This is a genomic window from Pseudomonas lactucae, assembly GCF_016937615.1.
In the GTDB taxonomy this organism is placed as follows: domain Bacteria; phylum Pseudomonadota; class Gammaproteobacteria; order Pseudomonadales; family Pseudomonadaceae; genus Aquipseudomonas; species Aquipseudomonas lactucae.
In genome coordinates, this window is record NZ_JAFHKI010000101.1 from 21,548 (window position 1) to 46,958 (window position 25,411).

The 25,411-nt window shown below is 57.4% G+C and carries 25 protein-coding genes and 3 pseudogenes; 18 read left to right on the top strand and 10 right to left on the bottom strand.

Going from position 1 to position 25,411, the window contains the following annotated elements:
• Positions 1–27: 27 nt before the first annotated feature.
• A complete protein-coding gene (locus JWR98_RS18690; RefSeq protein ID WP_205490819.1) occupies positions 28–285 on the bottom strand; it encodes a hypothetical protein in 258 nt (85 codons plus the stop codon).
• A gap of 209 nt (positions 286–494) precedes the next feature.
• Here JWR98_RS18690 and JWR98_RS18695 point away from each other — a divergent pair, with 209 nt between their 5' ends.
• Positions 495–836, top strand: a complete 342-nt coding sequence (locus tag JWR98_RS18695) for a helix-turn-helix domain-containing protein (RefSeq protein WP_027912505.1) — start codon at positions 495–497, stop codon at positions 834–836.
• A gap of 1,133 nt (positions 837–1,969) precedes the next feature.
• Here JWR98_RS18695 and JWR98_RS30275 read toward each other — a convergent pair.
• From JWR98_RS30275 to JWR98_RS18715, 4 genes and pseudogenes are all read right to left on the bottom strand, one after another.
• Positions 1,970–2,161, bottom strand: a pseudogene (locus tag JWR98_RS30275) (LysR family transcriptional regulator); the annotation flags it as partial.
• Positions 2,162–2,168: 7 nt separating this feature from the next.
• Positions 2,169–3,362: an MFS transporter gene (locus JWR98_RS18705; RefSeq protein ID WP_205490821.1), complete on the bottom strand. Its 1,194-nt coding sequence runs from the start codon at positions 3,360–3,362 to the stop codon at positions 2,169–2,171.
• 3 nt (positions 3,363–3,365) lie between these two features.
• A complete protein-coding gene (locus tag JWR98_RS18710; RefSeq protein ID WP_205490823.1) occupies positions 3,366–3,635 on the bottom strand; it encodes a type 1 glutamine amidotransferase family protein in 270 nt (89 codons plus the stop codon).
• An 8-nt stretch (positions 3,636–3,643) separates the two neighbouring features.
• Complete coding sequence (locus tag JWR98_RS18715; protein ID WP_205490825.1) at positions 3,644–4,069, bottom strand: type 1 glutamine amidotransferase domain-containing protein; 426 nt, start codon at positions 4,067–4,069, stop codon at positions 3,644–3,646.
• A 153-nt stretch (positions 4,070–4,222) separates the two neighbouring features.
• Between JWR98_RS18715 and JWR98_RS18720 the strand changes: the two genes are divergently transcribed.
• A complete protein-coding gene (locus tag JWR98_RS18720; RefSeq protein WP_179028440.1) occupies positions 4,223–5,131 on the top strand; it encodes a LysR family transcriptional regulator in 909 nt (302 codons plus the stop codon).
• 36 nt (positions 5,132–5,167) lie between these two features.
• On the opposite strand, the gene JWR98_RS18725 is transcribed toward JWR98_RS18720, so the two are convergent.
• Genes JWR98_RS18725 through JWR98_RS18735 form a run of 4 tightly spaced genes read right to left on the bottom strand, consistent with a single transcriptional unit; the run spans position 5,168 to position 6,908 of the window.
• Complete coding sequence (locus tag JWR98_RS18725; protein WP_263974305.1) at positions 5,168–5,818, bottom strand: MBL fold metallo-hydrolase; 651 nt, start codon at positions 5,816–5,818, stop codon at positions 5,168–5,170.
• A 44-nt stretch (positions 5,819–5,862) separates the two neighbouring features.
• Positions 5,863–6,006, bottom strand: coding sequence for a hypothetical protein (locus JWR98_RS29535; protein WP_225908783.1), 144 nt, complete (start codon positions 6,004–6,006; stop codon positions 5,863–5,865).
• A 21-nt stretch (positions 6,007–6,027) separates the two neighbouring features.
• On the bottom strand, positions 6,028–6,354 hold the full coding sequence (locus JWR98_RS18730) for a hypothetical protein (RefSeq protein WP_205490827.1): 327 nt from the start codon (positions 6,352–6,354) through the stop codon (positions 6,028–6,030).
• Positions 6,342–6,908, bottom strand: coding sequence for a sugar ABC transporter (locus tag JWR98_RS18735; RefSeq protein WP_205490828.1), 567 nt, complete (start codon positions 6,906–6,908; stop codon positions 6,342–6,344). The genes JWR98_RS18730 and JWR98_RS18735 overlap by 13 nt, the downstream gene beginning before the upstream one ends.
• 189 nt (positions 6,909–7,097) lie before the next feature.
• On the opposite strand from JWR98_RS18735, the gene JWR98_RS18740 reads away from it, so the two are divergent.
• Positions 7,098–7,967, top strand: a complete 870-nt coding sequence (locus JWR98_RS18740; protein ID WP_225908784.1) for a LysR substrate-binding domain-containing protein — start codon at positions 7,098–7,100, stop codon at positions 7,965–7,967.
• On the opposite strand, the pseudogene JWR98_RS30010 reads toward JWR98_RS18740, so the two are convergent.
• Positions 7,957–8,223 (bottom strand): annotated as a pseudogene (locus JWR98_RS30010) (DUF3363 domain-containing protein); the annotation flags it as partial. The gene JWR98_RS18740 and the pseudogene JWR98_RS30010 sit on opposite strands and share 11 nt — an antisense overlap.
• Before the next feature lie 885 nt (positions 8,224–9,108).
• On the opposite strand from JWR98_RS30010, the pseudogene JWR98_RS18750 reads away from it, so the two are divergent.
• The 15 genes and pseudogenes from JWR98_RS18750 to JWR98_RS18820 form a co-directional block, all read left to right on the top strand.
• Positions 9,109–9,972 (top strand): annotated as a pseudogene (locus tag JWR98_RS18750) (sigma 54-interacting transcriptional regulator); the annotation flags it as partial.
• 160 nt (positions 9,973–10,132) lie between these two features.
• Positions 10,133–10,690, top strand: a complete 558-nt coding sequence (locus JWR98_RS18755; RefSeq protein WP_205347505.1) for a TetR/AcrR family transcriptional regulator — start codon at positions 10,133–10,135, stop codon at positions 10,688–10,690.
• A 234-nt stretch (positions 10,691–10,924) separates the two neighbouring features.
• Positions 10,925–12,112 (top strand): MFS transporter, encoded by a 1,188-nt coding sequence (locus JWR98_RS18760; protein WP_205490830.1) that lies wholly within the window; start codon positions 10,925–10,927, stop codon positions 12,110–12,112.
• A 5-nt stretch (positions 12,113–12,117) separates the two neighbouring features.
• Positions 12,118–13,233: an FAD-dependent monooxygenase gene (locus JWR98_RS18765; RefSeq protein WP_179028444.1), complete on the top strand. Its 1,116-nt coding sequence runs from the start codon at positions 12,118–12,120 to the stop codon at positions 13,231–13,233.
• A 97-nt stretch (positions 13,234–13,330) separates the two neighbouring features.
• Positions 13,331–15,067 (top strand): FAD-dependent oxidoreductase, encoded by a 1,737-nt coding sequence (locus JWR98_RS18770; protein WP_225908785.1) that lies wholly within the window; start codon positions 13,331–13,333, stop codon positions 15,065–15,067.
• A gap of 67 nt (positions 15,068–15,134) precedes the next feature.
• Complete coding sequence (locus JWR98_RS18775) at positions 15,135–15,452, top strand: cupin domain-containing protein (protein ID WP_205490835.1); 318 nt, start codon at positions 15,135–15,137, stop codon at positions 15,450–15,452.
• 206 nt (positions 15,453–15,658) lie between these two features.
• Positions 15,659–16,654, top strand: coding sequence for a cupin domain-containing protein (locus JWR98_RS18780; RefSeq protein ID WP_179028445.1), 996 nt, complete (start codon positions 15,659–15,661; stop codon positions 16,652–16,654).
• A gap of 98 nt (positions 16,655–16,752) precedes the next feature.
• Positions 16,753–19,929 (top strand): efflux RND transporter permease subunit, encoded by a 3,177-nt coding sequence (locus JWR98_RS18785; RefSeq protein WP_205490838.1) that lies wholly within the window; start codon positions 16,753–16,755, stop codon positions 19,927–19,929.
• A gap of 14 nt (positions 19,930–19,943) precedes the next feature.
• Positions 19,944–21,062 (top strand): efflux RND transporter periplasmic adaptor subunit, encoded by a 1,119-nt coding sequence (locus tag JWR98_RS18790; RefSeq protein WP_205490841.1) that lies wholly within the window; start codon positions 19,944–19,946, stop codon positions 21,060–21,062.
• Positions 21,063–21,782: 720 nt separating this feature from the next.
• The gene (locus tag JWR98_RS18795) at positions 21,783–22,364 is read left to right on the top strand and encodes an STY4534 family ICE replication protein (RefSeq protein WP_069787753.1); all 582 of its coding nucleotides are present in this window, start codon (positions 21,783–21,785) and stop codon (positions 22,362–22,364) included.
• Between the two features lie 71 nt (positions 22,365–22,435).
• Positions 22,436–22,693 carry a hypothetical protein gene (locus JWR98_RS18800; RefSeq protein WP_069787754.1) on the top strand — a complete coding sequence of 86 codons (258 nt, stop codon included), beginning with the start codon at positions 22,436–22,438 and terminating at the stop codon, positions 22,691–22,693.
• A gap of 100 nt (positions 22,694–22,793) precedes the next feature.
• A complete protein-coding gene (gene radC, locus JWR98_RS18805) occupies positions 22,794–23,288 on the top strand; it encodes a RadC family protein (RefSeq protein WP_205490844.1) in 495 nt (164 codons plus the stop codon).
• A gap of 52 nt (positions 23,289–23,340) precedes the next feature.
• Positions 23,341–24,087, top strand: a complete 747-nt coding sequence (locus JWR98_RS18810; RefSeq protein WP_205490847.1) for a DUF5983 family protein — start codon at positions 23,341–23,343, stop codon at positions 24,085–24,087.
• 106 nt (positions 24,088–24,193) lie between these two features.
• Positions 24,194–24,736, top strand: coding sequence for a PFGI-1 class ICE element type IV pilus protein PilL2 (gene pilL2 / locus JWR98_RS18815; RefSeq protein ID WP_205490849.1), 543 nt, complete (start codon positions 24,194–24,196; stop codon positions 24,734–24,736).
• Complete coding sequence (locus JWR98_RS18820) at positions 24,733–25,404, top strand: chemotaxis protein (RefSeq protein ID WP_205490852.1); 672 nt, start codon at positions 24,733–24,735, stop codon at positions 25,402–25,404. Before pilL2 ends, JWR98_RS18820 begins: the two co-directional genes overlap by 4 nt.
• Positions 25,405–25,411: the final 7 nt, after the last annotated feature.

Below are 25,411 nucleotides of genomic sequence, written 5' to 3' on the forward strand. Positions count from 1 at the left end.
GCGCTCACATGAACCTCGTGGGTGTTGTCAGTGCATCATCAACGGCGCCTGATCCTTCTCCAAGTCGTCTAGCGGTTGTCCGATTTCACGGGCCAAGGCGATGCCTGCCGCGATCCATATCTGCCCCAGTTCATTGAACGCTTTCAGGTTAGCAGGATCTTCGTTTAGCCAATGAACAAGGCTGTCGAGATGTTCGGGGCTATCAGGGCAGTCATGGATCTTGATGAACAGCTCCAGTGTTCGATCCCAGATCAGGTCCATGACGTTCTCGCGCGGCTCATCCATGCTCAACCTTGCCTCCCTTTGGCCCTATCAGACCGTTCAGTCTCGCTGGTCACTTCGGCCTCTGATTCCTGGAGGAATAGATGTCACGTCGCGACAAACAGCTGTTTCAGTCAATATAACAACCCTTTAAGTCGATACTCAACCGTTAAGGATGTTCATGTCAATGGGTCTTTGCTCAACCATTCGGGTTGAATTGGAGAACTCATCACTTGGCACATAAACATCCAACCCAAGCCCAAATCGGACGCATGATCGCGAAGCACCGCACCCAGCGTAATCTGACCCAGGAAGAAGTGGCAGAACGCCTGGGAATCGGCAGCGAAGCCATTTCGCGCCTTGAGCGAGGTGTGGTCGAGCTTTCCGTGGTCAAGCTGATGCAACTGGCGGACATCTTCGACTGCCGGATGGATGAACTGCTGACGGAGTCGAGCAGTCGCCCCAACGACCAGGGCCAGATGATTGCGGGCCTGCTGAGCGGCCTTCAAGAAAGCGACCGTGCCTTTATCCTGACGACCGTCGAACAGCTGGCCGCTCATCTCAGTAGCAAATAACCTCTTAGCACACTGGCTTGACGTCCTCCCACCCCCTCTGCTGTAGTGCCTCAAGATCATCGCTTACGGCGACCCAAGACCGATTCGCTCCGGGTAGCTCGGTCGGACTGTTAGAGTTCGGAGCCTTCTCTTCTGCGGAATTTCATTCCCGCTTTGTGCTCGACCGGATCAATGTGGCGGATGACCGCTGTTGCCTCTGCCAGGCATCAGCGGTCATCCGCTACGGCAATCGCATTCAGTCCCGGAGCCCGCCGGGGAAACACTGGGCACCCTTTGTGCGCGGATGCGTGCCAGCATGTTCCGACCCAGGCCACGACAAGGGTCGGTTGGCGAATCATGGCGCAGTCAAACCAAGTTTTGCGAGGAGCTTGTCGACTGCGTCAGACCGCCTAAGGTGGCTTTTCTATTCCTCGCCTGGCACCCCGACAGGCCCGCTCTTCACTTTTTTAATTCAGTGACCGACACTATTTCCGGTCATGAAAATTTTGGCTGCCAAGCCTGTAGTACAGACATCCGACGGTGAAAAGCTCTTACGGGACAATAGAGTAAGCCAGAACTCTTCCTCCGCCTGCTCTAGCCGCATTTCGAGCTAGGTGCTGCATAGTTGCTTCACCGTAGCATTCCCAGAAGCGGCGTAGCGGGCAAAGTCGCAGCGTCATCATAGCCCGGCCTTGTCGCAAGTCACCCATCAAAGCGAAAGCGCAGCCCGTCGGCTGCGCTTTCATCTTGGGGGTGGTAGAAATGTCCGCACCGTCAATTCGGCGTAAGCGGTGTGGCCTTGCTCGTTCCTGCCTTACTGATTCCCCGGTCGCCTGCGATGAACGCCTGTAGCATGTGTGGGATCTAACCGTACACCTGTGCGTGCGGCGCGGCGTAGCGGTCAAGTTAGAGCTTGATGTCGGCTTTTAGGCTAGTCGACAAACGAAGATCAGCTTGATGCTCTCGGTCTTGGGCTGCGGCCCCGCCCGCTTGGCTAACATCGATTGTAAGTCCACGCGGCGTAGCAAACGATCAACCTGTCGCGCATGTCCTTAGCACGCCTACAGATAGCAGAGCACCAGCGGATAGCGCAGCAGTTCTTCCATAGCAATGCGTTTGTGGGCCAGCAGGCAATGCCCTGCAGACACGGCCAAAGAAAAGCTTGCCCGCACGGGTCAGGCGTGTGCTGCGTGTGGTACGTGCAAATAGCACCACGCCCGGTTCTTCTTCAAGTTCTTTGATGGCCCGAGACAGCGGCGATTGCTCAATGTGCAGTTTCTCCGCCGCACGGGCGAGTGGAATTCTTCGGCTCCGGCCAGGAAGCAGCGAAGATCCCGAAGATCCATCGTTCACCTATCTATGAGTTCTTGCGCCCAGGAACGTGGGACGCCGCATCTGCCAGAGCATCCAGACGATCCCCAGGCCCACGGCAACCGCACCGACCCAGGCCGTGCTGGTCAGACCCATCGCTTCCAGGCTGGCCCCGCCTAGCAGCGAACCCAACGCGATGCCGCCATTGAAGCCGGCGATGTTCAGCCCAGCCGCCACTGCCGGTGCCTCCGGCGCGTGGATGTGCGACAACCCGATCACCCGCGCCTGCAAGGCAGGCACCGCCGCATAGGTCAGCGCACCCAGCAGGCCCGTCAGCAACACCATCAACGGCAACGACGGTGCCGATGCCCATATCGCCAACAGCACGACGGCCAGGCCGACGAGCACAGTCATCACCGCAAAGTCGGCACCCTTGCGGTCGGTCAGCCGCCCGCCCCACACATTGCCAATGGCGGCCATCACGCCGTAGCCCAGCATCAAAAGGCTCGCCATGCTTTCACTCACGTTCGTCACTTGCAGCAGGATCGGCGAAATGTAGGTGTAGAGCGCGAAAGATCCCGCATACGCCAACACGGTGATACCGGCTCCGGCCAGCAGACGCTGATTGAACATAGCTTTCAGGCCATCCATCGCATTGGCCTGCGCCGAGGCATCGTTGCGATCTGTCGGCATCAGGGCCAGCAGGCCGACGAACCCAATGGCACCACTTGCGGCCACTGCCATGAAGATGACCTGCCAGCTCAACACGCTGCCCAGGTAGGTGCCGAGCGGTACGCCCAGCGCCAGTGACAGCGTCAGGCCGCCGAACACCACGGCCACCGCCGCACCGGCGCGATGTCGGCCCGCCAATTGGGTTGCCACGCTGGATGCTACGGCGAGAAATACCCCATGTCCCAGGCCGGAGGCGGAGCGGGCCACCAGCATGGGTGTCAGTGCATCGGACAGACTGACTACAGCGTTGCCCAACGTGAACAGCCCCATCGCCACCAGCAGCAGCCGCTTGCGCGGCCAGCGGGTTGCCAGCGCGGTCAGGCCGGGTGCACCAATCACCGCACCCAGCGCATAGGCCGTAACCGCCGCGCCAACCTGGCTGACGCTGACATGCAGATCAGCGGAAATAGTGGACACCAGGCCGATGGTGACGAACTCGGTAAAGCCCAGGGCGAACGCGCAAAGCGCGAAGACGTAGATGACGAAAGGCATACGTGGATTCATGGTTCAGGCTCGCTTCTCGGCTGTCACCGCTAATAGGGGCAGCATCGCTTCCGCGACGCCCTTGGCCGAGGCCGGGTTCTGCCCCATCACCCGGCGCTCGCTCACCACTACCTGCGCCTGGAAATTCGCCGCAGGCACATGCCGGGCGCCACGCTCCTGCAAAGCATCGGCCAGCAGGAAGGGCACCGTGTCGTACAGGCCGACCGCACGCTCCTCCTCGTTGGTGAAGGCCGACACGTCCTTACCCGTTACCAGATAGCCGCCATCGGACAACTTGAGGTTTACCAGCCCGGCCGCCCGTGGCACACCGCCGCGACCACGCCGCCACGCTCGTAGATGAACGCCGCAATGGCCGCCAGTTCGGCGTTGTCCGGGAACTCCCACATCGTCGCGTGGCCGCCGGCGTAGAAGATCGCGGCGTAGGCATCGGGATCGACCTGCGTGGGTGCCATGGTGTTCTCGGTGGCGCTTCTTAGCGTCGCATCGTTCCAGAACGCGGCATTGATCGGATCGTCCAGACTGAGTCCATCGACGTGCGTCTTGCCGCCCTTGGCGCTGACGAAATCGACCGCATGACCGGCGTCTGCCAGCACCCGATGCGGATGCGTGACCTCGGACAGATAGAAACCGCTGGGCGCGGCATCGGCGGCGCCGGCCGGCCCCTTTCGGTCGTGGCTGGTCAGGACGAAAAGAATACGTTGGGTCATCAGAAGCTCCTGCAGCGAATCGAGCACACCACCGGACACCTCCAACGGAGGCATGCGTGTTGCAGCGTGGGAAGTTGGGATCCTCATTCTGGTGAATCCGGTATATCGTTTAAATGACCAAAATAGACAAACACTTTCCCCGGAATGACCCAAATGGCCCTGCGCAATCTTGATGACCTAGCGGTGTTCGTGCATGTTGTGGAGCGCCACAGTTTTTCCGCCGCCGCACGCGACCTGCACCTCGCGCCTAAGACGGTCAGCAAGCAGATCGCCCGGCTGGAACAAGCGTTGGGCACCACGCTGTTCGAGCGCAACACCCGTAACTTGCGCATCACCAGCGAAGGCCGCGCCATCGCCGAGCGCGCACGGGTGGCCCTGGCTGTGCTGGAAGAAGTGCAGGAACTGGCGACCGGCGGCAGCCAGGAACTGAGCGGCACTATCCGCCTGACCGCGCCCACGCCGTTCGGGCGCAAGTTCGTGGCCCCGGCTATCCACGATTTCTGCCGCCTGCATCCCAGGGTCGGTTTCGACCTGCGCCTGTCCGATCAAGTGCAGGATCTGTATAGCGGCGACCTCGACCTGGCGATCCGCATGGGCGAGTTGGCCGATTCGCGCCTGGTGGCGCGGCGCGTGGCCGAAAACCGGCGCATTCTGGCAGCGTCTCCCGCCTACCTGAAAGCGCATGGCAGTCCCGCGCAGCCGGAAGAACTGGAACGGCACAACTGCCTGGTGTTCGCCTATCCGGGCCTGCTGCAAAGCACCTGGCCGCTGCGCAAGGGCCGCCGGGAGACGCCTGTCGCGGTCAGCGGTACGCTGTGCAGCGACAACGGCGACGTGCTACATGCGTGGTGCGTGGCCGGGCTGGGCATCTCGCTGCGCGAGACCTGGGACATTCACGAGGAACTACGCGACGGGAGGCTGGTGCGCGTGTTGCCTGAATGGGAAGCCACACCCTCGAAGATCAGCATCGTGCGGGCGCGGCGCGAACCAGTGCCGCGCCGGCTGACGGCGTTCAGCGATTTTCTGTTCGACCGCTGGCAGGAGGCGCCGTGGGATCAATGACCTCATTCGCCGCAGCCGACGCATCTCGAACAGCCGCTAAGTTTCGTAGGAAATTTTGTAGGTTTTGCCTAGCCGCTCGACATGTGCAAAACCGAGTTCGCCAAGGTGCATACCAGCGATAAGAATCTTATCCGAGCTAACAACATTCAATAGTTTGGATCGTGTTTCGGCGGAAAGAAGCGGATCTTGGTCGAATGCAATGGTTACGTCGGGACGAGCAATCTGAATTTGGGGGAAATGAACGATATCCCCCCAAACCAGCAGACTACGACCATTGGAATCGAGACGATAACCGGAATGTCCTGCGGTATGCCCCGGAAGGGGCATCGCACTAATGCCAGGGAGAACTTCGCTATCAGTAAACAGGCGCGTCTTCTCCCGATACTGATCGAACACCTTCCGAGCAAACAGGAAGTTGCCACGAGCACGTTCACTCGCTCGACTGAGATTGCCATCGTCCTCCCAGAAAGAAACCTCACGCTGGTGGACGACTAGCTCTGCATCGGGAAAGGCTGCTTCCCCTGAAGAGTCAAGCAACCCCCCAACATGGTCGGGATGTGCATGGGTCAGAAGAATGGTGTCAATGTCAGCGGGTTGCACGCCAGCACGCGCGAGATTCGCCTTTAGCTTGCCGCCCCACTGCTTGAAACCACCAGCCCCCGCATCAATGAGGATCGTGCGGCCCATTCCACGCACCAGGTAACAGTTGATGTGGATCGAGAATGGATCGCTTACACCTGCGTCCTGCTGCAACTTGGACGCTGCGCAGGATCGATATTGGAGAGAAGATCTAGACTTGCGCAAAGGTATCCGTCACTGATGGCCGTAATAGAAAACTCGCCGATCTGCTGGCCCGGAAATTTCATGTCGTTCATTGCGGCCCTCCTTGCGGGTCATCAGTTCCGCGCGTAGATGGTATCGGCTGGATAGCCAAAGCAACGAATGCGCGCCGTTAGCCCCGCATGGCGTTTTATTGCCTCATCCAGTCGCGCCATGAAATCGTCCATGACCGATGGCGTTCTAAACGGTTCGAGGCGGTACTTGATTTCCGCGTAAGCAGGATGCCCACGCCCCTGGCGGGCAGCGACGTAGATGACATGCACGTTGTCCAGCGCCGCCTGAAGGACGTCCGTGCAAAGTCGAGTGCATCGTTTGGTGAGTTCCGCCAGATTTGCGTCGGGTGGCATCTCGTCCGCCTGGATGAAGATCGTCAGGTTAGGCATGTCGGTTCTGCACCTGCGTCTGGGGGCTCTGCGCCTCTGCCACTCGTCAATTGCACGGTCATCGGGGCATAGAGATGCACGTTCTTCGGAAGGGTATCTACACCAAGACTAATGGCGCTATCCAGCTTCGCCAGCCACCTGTTTTCAGGACACTTCTCCAATGCGACGGCCCACATCTGCTCAGGCGTGAGCCCCATCTCGATGAGCGGCTCGGGACCGACTGCGCTCACGATCAGATGCTCGCCTTCACCGATGGCAGGCGCACGCTCAAGGCCGCCGTAAAGATTGCGGTGCCAATCGGTGATGTGCTGCTGCCAGCGTGCGAAGTTGCCCCCGCCCTTTTGGCGATACTCGTCGCCCTCAAGCACAGCCAGACCGTCGATCGAGTGCATGGCCAGGTAGACAGGGCAGCCATCGCTAAACGCCTTGAAGCGCTGCGAAGTATGGAACCCGCTCACGGAAATAAGCGCGGGTAGCTTTTCCAGGCTATAGAAATCATTCCACTCTGCTTCGCTGGCTGGGTCGGCAAAGCTGCACTCGACGGTATAGATCATGGAATCACGCTACCGAACCGCTTGTGCGCTCGGTCCTCACTGTTGATGTTTCATCATGGTATGACCTGAAAATCGACGTATAAAACGATTTTTCGGTATGCTTCAGTGACAAAAAATCAAGCTAAACCGATCACCAGTTTTAAGCTAGGAACGCTCATGCGAAGGAAGATCCCCAGCAGCACGGCACTGATGGCATTCGAAGTGGCTGCGCGCCACGGCAGCTTCGCGCGCGCGGCAGAGGAACTGTCTTTGACTGAAGGAGCTATCAGTCGCCAGATTGGCAGGCTGGAAGCCTTCCTCGGGGTCACCCTGTTCGAGCGGGTCGGCAATCGTGTCCGACTCCTTCCTAACGGAGAGCGTTACGCGGTCCAAGTTCGCGAATCGCTTGACCGCTTGGATCGGGACAGTCAGTACTTAATGGGGCAGCCGAACGATGGCGCAAGCTTGGACATTGCCACTATCCCGACGTTCGCGATGCGATGGCTCATTCCTCGCTTGGGACGATTCCAGCAGAAGCATCCGAACATTACTGTGCATTTGGCCGAGCGCATGGAACCCTTCGTCCTGGCCGGGAGCGGATTCGATGCTGCCATCCATTTCGAGCACCCAGCGTGGACGGGAATGCGGACTCACGAACTTTTGCATGAAGTGCTGGTTCCGGTTTGCCATCCTGAACTTCTGACAGGACGCAATCGAACAACCGCACTGGATGAATTACCGCGCCTTCACCGACGACAGAACCCTGAAGCTTGGCAACACTACGCCCAGGAGACGGGAAGCCCGCTGACCAATCCTGCAATTGGCGCACGCTTTGATCTCCATGGAATGTTGATAGAAGCCGCATTGGCCGGCCTCGGCGTTGCGCTAGTACCGCGCCTGTACGTTGAAGCCGAACTTGCGTCAGGAAGCCTGATCGCCCCGTGGCCGGAGGGGAAAACCATCTCCAAAACCTTCTGCCTCATCCTTCCTGAGCCCATCGGATTGGGCAGAAAGCCAATACAAGCTTTTGCTCAATGGTTGCTCGACGAAGCGAAGAAGGGGGCAGCGGTTAAATCGTAGGATATGTCTTTCCTCCATTGTTATCAGATAGAGGCGCTACGTTGCGCCTGATCTCCCACGACACATCACCGCCGCGGCCATTTGCTACCCAAGCTTCTTCTCTGTCGCTGGCTGCCAAGGCACCAGACTAAATCCCATGCCGTCATCCAGCATCGCGTAGCGCCCACTGGCGAGCATGACGGAACGCCGGTAGATGCCGGCCACGCGCTGCTCGTCTGTGACGGGGGCGATGCTCCACGCCAGTGTCGGCGGTTAACCGCCAACGGCGACCCAAGGCCGATTCGCTCCGGGTAGCTCGGTCGGACTCCCTGAGTTCGGAGCCTTCTCTTCTGCGGAATTACATTCCCGCTTTGTGCTCGACCTGATCGTGGTGGCGGATGACCGCTGTTGCCTCTACCAGGCATCAGCGGTCATCCGCTACGGATCGCATTCAGTCCCGGAGCCCACCGGGGAAACACAGGGCACCCTTTGTGCGCGGATGCGTGCCGGCATGTTCCGACCCAGGCCACGATAAGGGTCGGTTGGCGAATCGAGATGCAGTTAAAACACGTTTTGCGAGGAGTTTGTCGACTGCGTAAGTTCGCCAAAGGTGGTTCTTCTCTTCCTCGCCTGGCACCCCGCCAGGCCCACTTTTTTGTATTTTTTGCCGTAACTGCCATTGTATCCAGCGCTAGCAATTGAGACTGGCGCCGTTTCTGATCTGCCACCTGGCTTGAACCTTGGAACCGTTGGCCTTGAAAGCGCATGCCCGAGGCATCCTCCACCTCGAACCTCTATTCACTGCGTACCCTCGAGATTCGCCTTGTCCGTGAGTACAGGTGACACAGGCTCTTTCAGCAAACCAGCAGACGATCTGCGACCCGCCGATAGCCTTACCGTCGCCATCGCTCACATGGCTGCGATGATGAGCCTGAGCGCCAGTAGGATCAGTTACTCAAAGTGTACGCAGGCATTCATCAGCCTCCAGTAAAGCCGAGGGTCAGTCAGGTCGGAGCGTTCAGCAATGTTGGAAGAAACCGGCGTGGACAAGAAACTCACCTCCAATGTTTGACTCGGATCGCTGATCTTGATGGGCAGAAAGGCCGAAGCCTGATTCGAGTTGATGGTGAGATTGAGTAGGCCAAGGAGATGTTCGCGCGCCAGGCGTGACAGCCCGTTTGTGGCCCTCAATTGCGCAGCCATCCCGGACAACCTGATTGAGGCTGAACTTTTCGGCGTCGAACGCGGCGCGTATACCGGCGCGGCCCATTCACGACCTGGACGTTTTGAGCGTGCCCAAGGCGGCACACTGTTTCTGGATGAGATCACCAGCCTGAGCCAGGGCGGGCAAAGCAAGTTGCTACGGGCCTTGCAGTAACGGGAAATCGAAAGGGTTGGCGGCGTACGCGGGGTCAAGGTGGATGTGCGAGTAGTGGCCGCCACCAACCTTGATCTACGCAAATCCGTTGCCGACGGTACGTTTCGCGAAGACCTGTTCTACCGCCTGAATGTCTACCCCATCGCCCTGCCCCGCTGCGCGAACGCCGGGACGACATCCCGCTGTTGATCAACGCGTTCCTCACGCGCTTCTGCCAGGAATACGTGCGAACGCCGGTGGGCGTTACCATGCGCGCCCTGAAAGTTTTGCTGCGCTACGACTTCGCGGGCAATGTGCGCGAACTGCAAAACCTGATCGAACGCGGCCTGATCGCCAATGACGAAGGCCAACCCATTGACCTGGTGCACCTGTTTCACAACGAGCCGATGCCGTCTGGCCCCTACGGCGTGGATGGCCGCGGCAGCTTGCCCACCACCAGACTGTGCGCCTGCCCGCGAGCCGCCCGGCACTACTGTATACCTTGGCGAACTGGACCAGGGTTTTTCCATCGAAGGTCTGAAATCTCGCCTGATCAACGAAGCCTTGCAACAGAACGCAGGCAATCTGGCGGATGCGGCAAGACTCCTAGGGTTGAGCCGTGCTCAATTCACCTACCGCTTGAAGAAGCATCAGCGGCAACTCACCTGACGCCAACCACCATCATCATAGGCTACCACCTTATAATCAATGCGATAGATCGGCCGTAGGCAATACCTCGCAGATTGATTTGGGAACATCTATTACCTATAGTCATTGGATGAAAACCATCAAAACTACCCGGAGCCAAGGCCGTCCACGTGAATTTGACATGGACGAGTTTCTGGATAACGCCGCCAAACTGTTCTGCCAGCGCGGCTTTCACGGAACCTCCATCGTCGATATCTCCGACGCCACAAACCTCACCTGCGGAAGCTTGTATAAAGCTTTCAAGGACAAACGTGAAGTCTTCCTGAGCGCGTTGAAACGACAATCCAGCACCCGTGGTAGTCAGCTTCGACAGGCGATCAGCACCGGCAAGTGCGGTCGTGAGATGCTTCGCCAAGCCTTGCTTTTCTATGCAGCCATTTCAAGTGGCGAGGACGGTCGTGATGGCTGTCTCATCGTCAGCACCACTGTGGAGCTGGGGGCGTTCGACGCTGAAATTGCAGAAATGGCGCTGGTCTCGCTGCGTGATCGTGAGGCTTTGTTGCAGCGCCTGATTGACGTAGGCATCAGCGATGGGTCGATTGCGGCCACTGTCAACAGTGCTGCAGCCGCCAAATTCATGCTCTGTTTAATCCAAGGTTTACGCGTGATAGGCAAAACTTCTCCGGACCTCTCCGACATGGAAACCACCGTCGGTTTGGCCATGAAAACACTGGCCTGAGCGTCAGCATCGGGGCTTTCGAGCCCCTTATTGAATCCCTCCACAAAAATTGCCAAGTCATTTTTCTAAATGCCGCTTGATTTGGTAACATTCACTACCTATTATCCAAATCAGCGCTTCACACCAGTACTAGCGAAGCGGTAATCCTGGCCATCGACACCTAACTGCGCAGCAGGGGTGTCTTTTTATTGCTACATTAGGAAGTGATAACTTCCAAAAAGGAATGCATCCGCTATGAACGGCTCAGCCTCCATCAGTTTAGAAAAACCTGGTATTTCAACTTGGCTGACGTTGTTGCTGGCAACCGCTTGCGGCTTACTGGCGGCCAATATTTATTACGCCCAGCCGCTGGCAGGGCCGATTGCCAGCGCTATTGGCCTGCCCGCATCCAGCACCGGCCTGATCGTCACGTTGACGCAACTGGGGTATGGCGCAGGGTTGCTGCTGGTCGCCCCTTTGGGCGACTTGTTCGAGAATCGCAAGCTGACCATCACGTTGATCCTCATTGCTGCATCAGGGCTGCTGGTGTCCGGCCTTTCACACTCACCACTGCCCTTTTTGCTGGCGGCCCTGGTAACAGGCCTTGGCACGGTAGCGGTGCAAGTGCTGGTCCCTTATGCCGCGCACATGGCGCCGGAAGAAAGTAGAGGCCGGGTGGTTGGCAATGTAATGAGTGGGCTGATGCTGGGGATCATGCTCGCTCGTCCTGTTGCGAGTTTCATTACCCAACTATCGGATTGGACGAACGTCTTCTACTTTGCCGCTGCCGGTATGGTGCTACTCGCGCTGCTATTGAGTGTCGTGCTGCCCAAACGCGAACCTGCGGCAAAAATGAGTTATGCGTCGTTGATTGGTTCGATGTGGCACCTATTGCGCACCACGCCCGTGCTTCGCCGTCGCGCTATTTATCACGCTTGCCTGTTCGGCGCCTTCAGTCTGTTCTGGACAACCACGCCACTGCTCTTGACATCAGTGTTTCACCTGAATCAGGGAGAGATCGGCCTTTTTGCCCTGGCAGGTGTCGCTGGCGCGATTGCAGCCCCTATTGCCGGCCGAGTTGCGGACCGGGGGCGGACCAAATCTGCGACCGCAGCGGCGATGATCTGCGTCGCAGCCGCTTTTCTGATTACCCATATTGCCCCGCAGGGTTCCACTACCGCTCTGGTTTTACTGGTGATTGCCGCTGTCGTTCTGGACTTCGGGGTGTCGGCCAACATGACCCTGGGCCAGCGCACGATATTCGCACTGGGCAGTGAGTTTCGGGCGCGCCTCAACGGCCTGTACATGACCACCTTTTTCATGGGGGCTGCAGCCGGCTCCGCAATGGGTGGCTGGGCGTTCGCCGAAGGCGGCTGGTCATTGGCTTCTTGGCTGGGCTTCGCGTTGCCGGTCACCGCGCTGTTATATTTCATCACGGAGTAAGCACCATGGATCAACCATTGGACATCGCCGTTATTGGCTGCGGTTTAGGGGGCGCGGCCATGACCGCCCTGCTTCAAGCCAAGGGTTTCAACGCCTGTGTGTTTGAGCAAGCGCCCTCATTCGGCCCTGTAGGTGCTGGTATTCATCTAACGCCGAACTTGATGAACGTGTTGCACGACCTGGACCTGCAAAATCAACTGGTAGAGAAAGGTTTCACTCCCGCCAGTTTTACCAGCCGCTGCGGAGCCACTGCGGACGTCCTGTTCGAACTGCCGCTGGCAAGCCATATGAGCGTTCAATATGGCGCGTCTTATATCACCATCCGCAGGTCGGATTTTCACGAAGCGCTGGTGTCGCGCATCGCACCAGATAGCATTCATTACGCCAAACAACTGAACTCCATCGAACAGGGCAGCGAAGACGTCAAGCTCGGCTTTGCAGATGGATCACAACAGCGAGCCCGCCTTGTCATCGCGGCTGACGGCGTATTTTCCAAGATTCGTTCGGCACTCTTTGATCCCACCCCGCCCACGTTTGCTGGTCAAGCAGCCTACAGGGCAATCGTTGATGCATCGAAGTTGCCTCACGCACCACTGGACGACCTTACCAAATGGTGGGACGGGGAACGATTTGTCATCTCCTACTACCTGGACAATGACCGCAAGAATTACTACTTCGTCGCCGGTTTTCCCGAACCTGATTGGCCTGCGGACAGAGGTTGGCAGGAGGGCAGCCGTGACGAGTTACTGGAGCAATTCCACGGCTTCCATCCGCACGTTCGAGCGCTGTTGGACACCGCCACGGATTGGAAAAAATGGCCACTGTTTGAGCGCCCCCCATGCGATACCTGGCACGCGCAACGCGTCGCCCTGCTGGGTGATGCCTGTCACCCGATGCGACCACATATGGCTCAAGGCGCGGCGATGGCCATTGAAGATGCTGCGGTTCTGTCACGTTACCTTTGCGAGTTTGGCCTGCAGCGCTATGAGCAAGCCTTCGCACGCTATTACGAAGAAAGGATAGAACGGGTGTCTGCGGTCCAGGCAATGTCCAATGAAAATACCTGGCTGCGATCGGCCATGGACCCCTCTTGGGTTTTTGCCCACCAAACAGGCCGCTAAGTAGTCGTTCGCGGCAATGAAGCGCATGGATTAAACCGCAAGCCAACAAGATGAGCGTAAGGACTTTGGATTTAACAACTGCATAGGAGTGCGCTTCATGCTTGAAACAGATGTCATCATTATCGGCAGTGGGCCGGCCGGTTCGACCGCCGCACTGGCCCTGAGCAATGCCGGTATCGCCAACCTGGTCATCACTAAGTATCGATGGCTCGCCGATACGCCTCGGGCTCACTACATCAACACCCGTACCCTGGAAGTGCTTCGGGACCTGGGGGTGCATCAAGACGTGATTGCCAAAGCGGCACCGTTGGAGGTCATGGGTAACGTCGTCTTCTGCAACAGTCTGACCGGCAAGGAACTTGGTCGCTTGCCTTACGGCGCCAACGACCCCAAGCGGCGAAGCGACTACCTGCTGGCCAGTCCCTGCGAGCAATGTGACCTGCCCCAGCACTTGCTTGAGCCCATCCTGTTAGGCAGGGCAGTTTCCCAAGGCAGCCACGTGCGCTTTGATAGTCAATACCTGAGCCATCAGCAGGATCCGGACGGTGTAGTTGTCCAGGTCAGCGACCGCTTGAGCGGAAGCGAATACAGTATTCGCTGTAAATACCTGCTGGGGGCAGACGGCGCTAATAGCAAAGTCGCCGCGGACCTCCAATTGCCCATGGAAGGCAAGATGGGCAAAAGTGGCAGTATCAGCATTATTCTGCGAGCAGACCTGAGTCAATATGTGGCTCATCGTCCCGGTTACCTGTGGTGGATGCTGCAACCAGGGGCCGATATCGGGGGCATTGGCATGGGCCTTTTACGGATGGTCAGGCCTTGGAACGAATGGCAGATTGTCTGGGGCTATGACATAAACGGCCCAGCGCCTGAATTAACGAACGAGCAAGCGATTGCCATTGTTCATCAGTTTGTGGGCGACACGTCGGTGGAGGTCGAAATTTCTTCGATTTCCCTTTGGACTGTCAATGAGATGTATGCGGCGCGTTACAGCCAGGGACGGGTCTTCTGCCTGGGCGACGCGGTGCATCGCCATCCACCGACGAATGGCCTGGGCTCCAATACCTCGATTCAGGACGCCTACAACCTGGCCTGGAAACTATCGCTAGTCCTTGCAGGAACGGCGTCACCTTCACTGCTTGAAACCTACGATACCGAGCGCATTCCCGTCGGGCGGCAGATCATTCGCCGGGCCAATAAAAGCGTCGAGGACTTCGCAGCGCTCTTCCAGGCGCTGGACCTGACGACAGGTCTGTCCGCGGAGCAGATGAACCAGAATATTCGCTCGTTGGAACACGACACGCCAGAAGGCGCCCAACGCAGGAAGGCCCTCAGGAAAGCCATCCAGTTGAAAGCCTACGAATTTGCGACCCAAGGCGTGGAGCTGAACATTCGCTATCAATCCGATGCGATTGTAGAAGATGCAGATGAGCCTTTTGTATTTTCCCAGGACAGTGAATTGTTCTATCAACCCTCGTTGCGCGCGGGCGGTCGACTGCCACACGCGTGGGTGAATAAAAACGGCCGTCAACTGTCCACCCTGGATTTGGTAGGCAAAGGCCAATTCACGGTAATTACCGGTATTGCAGGTGGCGCCTGGGTCGAGCAGGCCAGGCAAATCAATGAGGTGTTTGGTCTAGCTGTTCGCTGCGTAACGGTAGGGCCAGGGCGCGATGTGGAAGACCTGTACGGCGATTGGTCGGCGCTGCTTGATGATAGAGAAGACGCGTGTCTTTTGGTAAGGCCCGATGCTCATATCGCCTGGCACGGCAACCTCTCGTTGTACTCGCCTGAGCACTTACGCAGCGTACTTTCTCGTGTGCTCGGACTGTAGCGATCCGCTGCAAAAAGTTATTAAAAACAGCATTGTATTTTTTAGCTCATACAGGGAAGGGATAGCTATGTCTGCATATACCGTTACAGGCTCATTGACCCACTTTAGAAAGGGATCATTGGACTTATTTTCCGCCAAGCCTGAGCACTACGCATTCTCAAATATCTTTGACGTCGCGCAACGTTCAGATTTTTTCGAACGCGTTGCCGTTACCAAAAATATCGAATACGTCACCGAAGTGATAAAGATCCAACATGACTCCCCTTGGTTCATCGCCGCCCATGATGAGTTTGCCCTCATCATGATGGTGATGTCACGCTCACTTTTTTTACTGTTCCCCCTCAGACGTTGCCGGCGCCGGCGTCGCAAGGCGCTCATTTACTAGAAGCGCCGCCGTCGGGAGCGTGCATGGGAAACGTCCAGGCCCGCCGCGGACACCTTGTCCTGCTACCCGCCAACACCGCTTACCGTTTGGGAAGTGACCAACCTGCCGTTGCATTGATTCAGACCCTATCAGGCGACCTGACGCAAGAGCGTTGGGCCGACATTTGTGCACGTGGCTAACCGTTCGCCACCTTACCGGAGCTCATCATGTCGCAGACATTATCCGCAGCACCTCAATCATTTGAAACGCTCGACACGGAGTATCAACTCTTTAGCCTGGGACAGTTCTCCTTTAGCAGGGATAACAACTTTGCAATTATCCGCTGGCCGGGCGGTGTTCACTATATGCACGTTGAACTGTTCCTAAGCGCCATGGTACGAGACTTGGGCTGGGAGTTTCTTTATGGCTGGATTTTCTTCGACGATATATTCGGCACCATTAATTATTATGGAAAAGTTGAAGTGTTCGCGGGCACCCATCATCCCAGCTACAAAAAAGCCGGGATCGCTTATCACGAAACGTTCGATACGGAGCAGGTCCTGGAGGTCTTCCAAGGCATCGCGAACGACTGGATCAATGAAGGGTATGACCCATTGTGTGTCCCGCGCGAGACAGGTTCGGCTCACGGCCCCAAAGGCAGGCCAGCTCGGATTTCCCTGACGCGAGGTTTCACCCAGCCAGCAAAAAGGATGCTCGGCCTGCCCGGCGATGCAGTCGCCCGATCCAGCGCTTCCGGGCAGCCCATCAGTGAGTCGTTTAAAGATCTGCATCTGGAGTTTGATCGGCCACAGGTGAAAACAGAACCCGGTTTCGAGGGTAGCCTTCATGCAGTCAATGTGTTCGATCACATTGCTCGCTCCGAGGTGACCTGGATACCGTCGACGGTTTCCTCCACGCGCAACAGTCTTTTTTGCATGTCCAGCGAAGAGCACGTGTTACCGGTAACTCACGGTAACGACCGCCCGGAATGGTTCATACAACTGACCGATGAAATTCACTGGACGCTTCAGGACAAAGAAACAGGCGCGCCCTTAGGCCGAGTCGCCATGCGCCCTGGGGACGTGTGCGCGATGCCTGCCGATATTCGCCATAAAGGCTTTGCGCCCAAACGCGCCATGCTCCTGGTTCTGGAAAACAGCACGCCCGACCTGCCACCTTTATATGCCAACGGCACGTTAGCGCCTTATCCCGTCGAGTTCTGAAACTTAACCTCACTGAGGGTCCGCTTGCCCAGGGTTCATTCGCTGCCTGGGCGAGCGGCATCAATGCCCACCTCTAAAAAACAGATGAGTCACTGCAAATGTGGATTGTCCAATATGCACTGAGCCGCCGCTACACCATCGCGGTCATTGCGCTGATGCTGTTGATTTTTGGCGGGCTCTCTGCACGGCACATGCCGACCGATATCCTGCCCAGGATCGATATACCGTCGGTCAGGGTGCTCTGGACGTATAGCGGACTACCGGCGGCAGAAATGGCAGCGAAGATTACTTCACTGTCAGAAATTTCAATTCTTAATAATGTTGATGACCTGAAACAGGTGGGCTCACAAACAATCAATGGGATCGGGATGATTCGCGTGGACCTGCAACCCGGCGCGCCCATAGATCGTGCGCTGACGCAGATCACAGCAGTGTCACAGACCATGCTCAGGCGCATGCCGGCAGGGACTGCACCACCATTCATCGTGCGTAACAACGTTTCCAGTACGCCCGTGTTGCAGTTGGTACTGTCTTCTGACTCGATGACCGAAGCTCAGTTGTACGATTACGCACGGCTGCAACTGCGCTCCCAGATTCAATCCATCCCCGGCGTTCTCATGACGCTTCCGTATGGTGGCGCCGCGCGCCAAGTCATGATCGATCTCAACCCTGTGGCGCTGCAAACCTATAACCTCACGGCAAACCAAGTCACCAGCGCCATTGAACACGGTGCTCCTACGCTACCGTCGGGCAGCCTGCGTGAAGGGCCGCAGGAGTTGCAGGTTACTGTGCAGGCCAGCCCTGTCGACGTGAAGGGTTTCATGAGTCTCCCCATCAAGTCGAATGGAACTAACGTCATCTATGTCCGTGATGTTGCTTCAGTGCGCGATGGCGCAGCACTGCAAACCAGTATTGCGCGAATGGATGGCGCCAGCGCCGTTTCCGTATCACTGATTAAACTGGGCGGTGCGTCCGCCGTGGATATAGTCAGGGCCGTCCGGGCGCGTTTGCCGGAGGTGATTGCTTCGGCCCCTGCCGGAATGCGCATCGAAGCCGTGTTCGACCAGTCAATATTCGTCAACAACGCCATTCAGTCCGTTGTTCACGAGGGCGTATTGGTCGGCGTACTGGTAGCGCTGGTCGTGCTTATGTTCATTGGTTCGTGGCGTTCGAGTCTGATTGTGCTCGCCAACATCCCACTGGCGCTCCTGGCTTCGACGCTGGCGCTGCACCTGCTCGGCAATACTTTCAACATTATGACGCTGGGCGGCCTGGCACTTGCGATTGGCATACTGGTCGATAACGCGGTGGTCGACGTAGAGAACACCAACCGGCACGTCGCGATGGGTAAGGCGGTACCCACCGCCATTCTTGATAGCGCAAAAGAAGTGGTATTCCCAGAGTTTGTATCCACGCTGTGCATTTGTATCGTGCTCACGCCGATCCTATTGCTGACAGGCCTTTCCTCCTGGGTATTCGCCCCTCTGGCCCTGGCGGTAATCTTCGCCATGCTCGCATCTTTCATGCTCTCGCGAACGCTGATCCCCGTACTGTGTTCATTGATGCTGCCGAAGGACCTTGAAGCACGTGCTTCCCCGAAGGGCCGTATGGCGCCCTTGCTACTGGCTGCCAACCATCGGGTAGAGCAGGTCATCGACCACATCAGGGATCGGCAGAGTCGCCTGCTCAATAGCTTGCACCAGAACGGCACGAAGCTTCTCATCAGCTTGGCGCTCCTGCTTGGGCTGGGTGTGCTCGCAGCAACTTCCCTGGGGCAGGAGTACTTCCCGCAAATAGACGCTGGTCAACTGCGCCTGCAAGTGCGCTTTCCTGCCGGCCTCCGAATTGAGGAGACCGCTCAAAGGTTGGCAGCCGTACAGCGAGAAATTCGCAAGATTATCCCTCAGGACGAATTGCAGACTCTTTACGAACAAATCGGCATTCCCGACCCCATCAACCTAGGCTTTGTCGACAGCGCTGTCGTCGGCCCGTTCGAGGCGGAGGTGATGATCCAGTTGCGAGCCCATCACGCACCCAGCGCAGGTTATCTTGACGAAATACGTCAGCACATTGCGTCGAAGTTTCCGGATATCGTGATGTTTGACCGCCCAGCCGATGCTACCAGCCGCACGCTGGCGGGCTCGGCACTGGGTGCTTTCGAAGTAAAGATCACTGGGCGCGATACACAAGGCAACCTCAAGATTGCTCGTGCGATCCAGTCCAGGCTCAGGACGGTCCCTGGTGCGACGGATGTCGCGTTGCAGCAGGTGCTTGATCTACCGGAATACTACATCCAGATCGACAGAACCCGGGCGGCACAGCTGGGCATCAGCTCGGAAGATGCCAGCCGGGCAATATTGTCAGTACTGGGATCGGCAAGCACCGTCTCGCCCATTTACTGGGTAGACCAGGCCACGACATTAGCCTACGTCGTACAAGTGCAAGCACTTCCAAATGACCTTCAGAATATTGACACTCTGCTCAACATACCGGTGCGCACCTATACCAATGGCGAACAGGTCCTACTACGCACCATAGCCAGCGTGGCAAGACGCACCGTACCAGCCAGTATCGACAAAACGATGCTGGCCCCCACCCTCAATGTTATTGCCAATATCCGTCAAACCGACTTAGGGACCGTGCTTCATGCGCTGACGAATGTGATCAACACATTGAGTCCTCAGCTCAAACCCGGGAACCATATTGAAATAGGCGGACAGGCACAAGCCATGCAGTCGGCCTATACCGAGCTTACTAATGGATTGGCGCTCGCCGCACTATTGGTGTTCCTGCTCCTGGTGGTCAACTTTCAATCCTGGACCTACCCTTTAGTGGCCATGTGCGGACTACCCTTTGCCCTCACCGGCTCCGCGATTTCACTATGGGTTACCCACACCCCGCTTTCTGTTCCGGCGCTGATGGGCGCAATGATGGTCATCGGCGTCTCCACGGCGAACAGCGTACTGGTCACCAGTTTCGCCAGGAATCTCATCATTACCGGTCATGACCCTGAGCTCGCGGCCTTCGAGGCCGCCTCGGTACGCCTCAGGCCCGTCCTGATGACTGCGTGCGCCATGCTGCTTGGCATCATTCCCATGGCATTGGGCCTGGGTGACGGCGCAGAGCAAAACGCGCCTTTGGGCAGAGCCGTGATTGGCGGGCTATTGCTGGGAACACCAGCGACCTTGCTCGTCGTCCCGGCGATCCTTGCGGCGTCAGGTCGGCGACGCAAAGCCCGACACCTTTCTTCGCTCACTGCCGAACGCCTTTCTTGACCCCAGGATCCACCATGTCAACCTCACCTTGCACCGGCACTTCTTCTTGCTTGCGTTTCATCTCGTTGACGACGTTGCTTCTCGCATTCTCCCTTGCCGGCTGCGATGCAAAATCAGCATCGGCAACCGATGAAACTGCAAGCCCTCAAGTGAAAACCGTGACGGTAAGAGCCGCGCCGGACACGCAGACGCTCGTCCTGCCTGCGACGTCGCGCCCCGGCGAACACGCATTCATTTTTGCCCGAGCCACCGGCATTCTCACCAAACGGCAGGTGGATATAGGCGATACGGTGGCGAAGGGGCAAGTGCTGGCCGAGGTCAGTGCGCCCGAAATTGACCAACATGTTCGCCAGGCGAATGCCCAACTGCAACTGGCGGCGGCCAATGCAAAGCTATCAGCAAGCAACCTGAAGCGGGCACAGACATTGGTGTCGTCGGGGGCGATAGCGCGTGAAGTCTACGAACAGCGCCAGGCCAGCTATGCGGTGGATCAAGCCTCCTGGGCTGCGGCCACTGCGCAGTTGGCAGGCCTGGAAGAGGAACAACGCTTCCAGATCGTCAAAGCCCCCTTTGCTGGCGTGGTGTCGGCCCGCAACGTAGATGACGGCGATAGGGTGATAGGCGATCAAGCAGCGAGCACATTGCCGCTCTTTGAACTGAGCAGCCTGAACCCCCTGCGAGTTGTGGTTGACGCCCCGCAGAGTGCAGTGATGCACATCCGCCCCGGGATAGCGGCGACCGTCCAGTTCCAAGGACTTTCCGGCCCCGCCATGAAAGCAACCGTCACCCGTATGGCAAAAAACATTTCGGGAAGCAGCGGCGGCATGCGCATCGAACTCAGGCTTCCAAACCCAGGCAATCGAATCCCGTCCGGCATGGCGGGTGAAGTCGAACTGGCAATACCTGCTCAACCTGCGGTGCTTGTGCCAATCTCTACCGTTGTTCAGGACGGCGCCGGAGCGCATACCTTGCGCCTACGCAAGGACAACACCGTCGAGTACTGCATAGTCACACTGGGTCGTAACCTAGGGGACATGGTTGAGGTCATTTCCGGGCTTGGGGACGGCGACACATTGGTGTTAAGCCCCAATGCGCTGCTGCAACGGAATACGAAAGTGACCGCCATTCAATAGTGGCGAGATTAAAGGACAATCGATGACGGGTAAGTAAATGCCGCAGCCCTTAATTCTCGATCGGCATGGGTGGATAACGGGTTTGTCGGCCTTCATAATCGGAGAGACGAAATCTTGGCGGATGAACAAGCCCCATGAAAGACAGGGCACCGTTCCCCCCTTAAGATAGGGGATAGGCGAACGGGTAATGAGATGGTAACTCCCACACATTGCGAGGGCTAAGCTTTCGCAGGGTGTTTTTATTTCGGAGACCATCACATGAGCGATTTAGCACCAGTCTCTTTTTTTCCTTTTCTTAATTCCAGTGACTGCCACCGTATTCCGGCCTTAAAAAATAGGGTGGCAGCGTCTTGACGCTCCCCTGTGACAGGCTTATACAAAGGCCGTGGTTCGCTGTCGTCGACAGCCCAGCCCAGGTAGCCAGAACCTTCAAGGCTACGCCACGTTAGTGGTGGTTTACCCAAGTGCGATCAGCGTTCGGAAGCTCGCGCGGTTACCGCTTCAGCGGTGATGAATGCCCACTACCTCATGCCTGCGAATCACCACCGCAGACGTTTCTCTGCTGCACCGCTATTCCCCCAGACGCATCGTTCTGATCGTCATCGGCTTGCCGGTGGCGAGTCGTTCATTGCTCGACTTCACCTTACCTACCCTGACGGGGACTCACTTCCCCGTCAGGGACTGTGCGTCACCGTTTTCCCTTGAAACAGGAGAACCACCATGGCCCACGCCAACCATTCCCAAGAAGCGACCACCTACTTCAACCTGCACACCGTCGGTATCGGCTACCTCAACCGTGTTCGTGAAGTACAAGTCCGCCGCGGCCAGCCATTCATGGCCTGCGATATCGCAGCCCTGCACGGTGCCACCGATGCGGTCGAGTACACCCGCTTCGACTGCAAAGTCGCTGGGGGTGAAGCTGAACGCTTGATTCGTCTCTACATGGACGCCGTCAAAGCCGAGAAAAAGGTCTTGCTGTCGTTCCGTATCGGCGATCTGTGGATCGATCCGTTTCTCTACGAGAAAGGCGATAAACAAGGTCAACCGGGCGCCAGCCTGAAAGGCCGTTTGCTGTTCATCGACTGGATCAAGGTCAACGGCACGTTCGAGTACAAAGCGCCCGCCAGGCAGGAAGCAACAGCACCTGCTGAGCAAGCGCCGATCAATGAACCCTCTACAACGTCGGCTGATGCCGAAGCCGAGGAGACCGAACATCCAACAGAGGCTCGGGTCGAACCTGAATCTCAACCCACTCCCCGCACGGCTCGCCGTGACGCCTCCCGTACCGTTCAGTCCGCCTGAACAGTCCACGATGTTCCTCATCAAGGCGCTCCCTCGAGCGCCTTTTCTTCAATCAGCACAGGAGAACCAACATGGAATCCTTCTGGCTTTGCGACGACTGCCTGTTCGCGGCTGCTTACGAGGACTACAGCACGTTATCGCTCTACTACACGACGGATGAAATCGAGAAACGCATCGCCGGTATCCATCGTGGACTGGTTCGGTTAATGCCCATCAGTGCCGACTTCGATCCCGAAACCGGCTGGGGAATAAAAGCCTTTTCCCCATTGCCCTGCGACAGTTGTGGTTCATACCTACACGGTCAACGCCACCGATTCACTCGGCTGTAAACAGCGCGTCACCTGCTAACGCCCACAACTCTATATCCACCTCGGGGACACCACTCCCCTCGGGTGTGTACCCCTGATTGTTGCCTTCGGAGGTACCACCATGAGCACCCAACTCACACTGATCGAGACTTCGGATTTCGAGGCTGATCGTATCGTCCAAGAAAACCAGGTGATCGACGAAGCACTGCATATTCTGGATCGTCGGCTGTTCGCCCGAGGTCCTAACCTGACATCGCCCGACACCGTGGCCGCATACCTAAAACTGCATCTTGCGCAACAAGAGCATGAAGTCTTCGGTGTGATTTTTCTCGATGCCAAACACCGGGTGCTGGCGTTCGAAGTCCTCTTTCACGGCAGCATTGATGGCGCCAGCGTTTACCCCCGCCAAGTCGTTAAGCGTTCCCTAGCGCATAACGCTGCGGCCGCCATTTTTGTTCACAACCACCCCTCAGGGTGTACGGAACCCAGCCAGGCGGATCGCGTCTTGACCGCACGGCTGAAGGAGGCCTTGGCCTTGATCGAAGTGCGCTTACTGGATCACTTCATCGTGGGTGAAGGTCGTCCACTTTCTCTTGCCGAACATGGCTGGCTTTAATCCTCAAAGGCGTCTTCGGGCGCCTTGTCCATTATCATTCTGGAGAACCTTCATGAACCCCACGCACCAAGCTGCAGCCGTGCTGACGGCCCCCAACCCATTTGCTCGCGGTTACGACAACCTTCATATCGAACGGCTGCTACTGATCACCTACGAAAACGACTGCCCTCCCTGCTTTCGACCCGTGCACGACTCACAAGCCCATCTGCCCGACAATGAGCTGCAACTGTTCGCCTGCCTGTTCAATGACGATTTCGCCTTGATCAGCGAAAGCCAATCCATTTCGGATGATTTGGATGAACGCTGCCAGTCCACTGGGCTAGTACGCCAAGTAATCTACGCTGTGATAGGCGAAATGCTCAACGAGCGGCATCACCTCGGTGATCTGTACTCCCTGGAAGAGGCACAAGCCATGGTCCATCGCTTGAGCTTCGAAACGGGACACTACAGTCGAGCCTGGGAAATCAGCACCGCACATCTTCCCGAAGCAGCGATGCTTTATCTGAAAGAGTGGGTCAGTAACTTCGCTCTGCGGCAGACCGGCCTTTTGTTCGGGCTTTTTACGCTTCCAGATTGCTGCGGTATCGGTTGCAAATTGATCGGCACGCCATGGACGGACGATAACTTGTTGAACAATGAGGGCAATCGTTATTCGAGCTTGAGACAAGAACAACTCGACGCAGGCACACCGGAAGCCTTGGTCAACGTACTGCATCTGGCGGCATTGGCGGATGTGCGATTGTTGATCTTCGACCCCGACGCTGCCGTCTTGGATGGGCTCGCCATTTTCGATGAATAGCAACGTGTTCAGCGTTAACACGACCCACCTCAAATCAACTTTCTCACTGAATCGTTCCTTCACCTCATGTCAGGTTCTGCACTGAATCTGATATGAGGTTTCTTCCATGAAGCGTTTTTTCACGCCTGTCTGCCTGCTGGGTTTGTTGAGCGCCTGCACCGCGCAAATCCCCGACCCTTTGCCGACCAATCCAGAGATAGACAGTGGCTCCAATCGGGCCGAGCACTCGAAGGGCATAGCCGAAGAAAGCCATCCGGCAGAGCTTCGTTATGGCCGCTACACGCTGGTTAGCACCGAGCCCACCACGGAACAACGCGATCTTCTTGCCCAAATCATTGACGTGAGCATCCTGTCCAGCCTGAACCCTTCAGTGCAGGAGGCTATGCAGTACGTATTGCAGCGCTCGGGCTATGCGCTCTGCCCCGTTACCCCGTCGGTGAGGGTGCTGTTTACTCGGCCCCTGCCCGCGGCCCATTACCGGCTCGGCCCGATCTCTTTGCGCCGCGCGCTCCAAGTGCTCGCTGGCCCCGCCTGGCTACTCACGACCGACGAAGTCAGCCGTTCAGTCTGCTTCGAACAGCAGAAAACGGAGGCCGGCGGCACGCTGATCACACCCGTCTCGCCCCATCTGTTGGAGGCACACCCATGAGAGCCTCGACGTTTCAAACCCTCATCATTGGGCTACTTTGCTTGGCGGTCGCCGGCCTGAGCGGTGGTTTGTATAACCAGTATCAACGCGTGGCCGAACTGCAGAGCACGAACAACCAACACCTACAAACCCTGGACACCCTGCAACATGATTCAAGCGCACTCAAGGATGCCCAGGAGAAGCTGCAGTACGCGCTGAAAGACCTTAAGCAGACGGTCGATACTGGTGAGCAACAGGTCAATACCCTCGATCCGATGTTGGATCAGTGGGCGCAAGAGATACAGGAACTGCGCGATAGTCTCGCAGCCCGCGCCACCCAGGCAGACCTGACAGCGCTGCGCGCACGCCTTGAACAGGTCGAGCAGCAGCTCCTGGAGCACAAGACCCAGCCATTACCCCCATCGCCGACGCCTTCTGCGACCAAACCGAAAAAGAACACTCGATCCGAACCCACCCCGCTCTCGCCACCGTTTTCAGTATTGAGTGTCGAGTCCCGCGGTGGTGAGCGCTTTCTGGCGGTCGCGCCTCATGACAGTCGCTCGCTCACGGATGTCCGGCTGCTACATAGCGGTGAGCAGCAAGGGGCTTGGCGCCTGAAAAGACTGGAGCCGAACTCAGCCATCTTCGCGGTGGCCGCTCAGCCAGATCAGACCGTGCACCTCCCTTGAGTAGTGA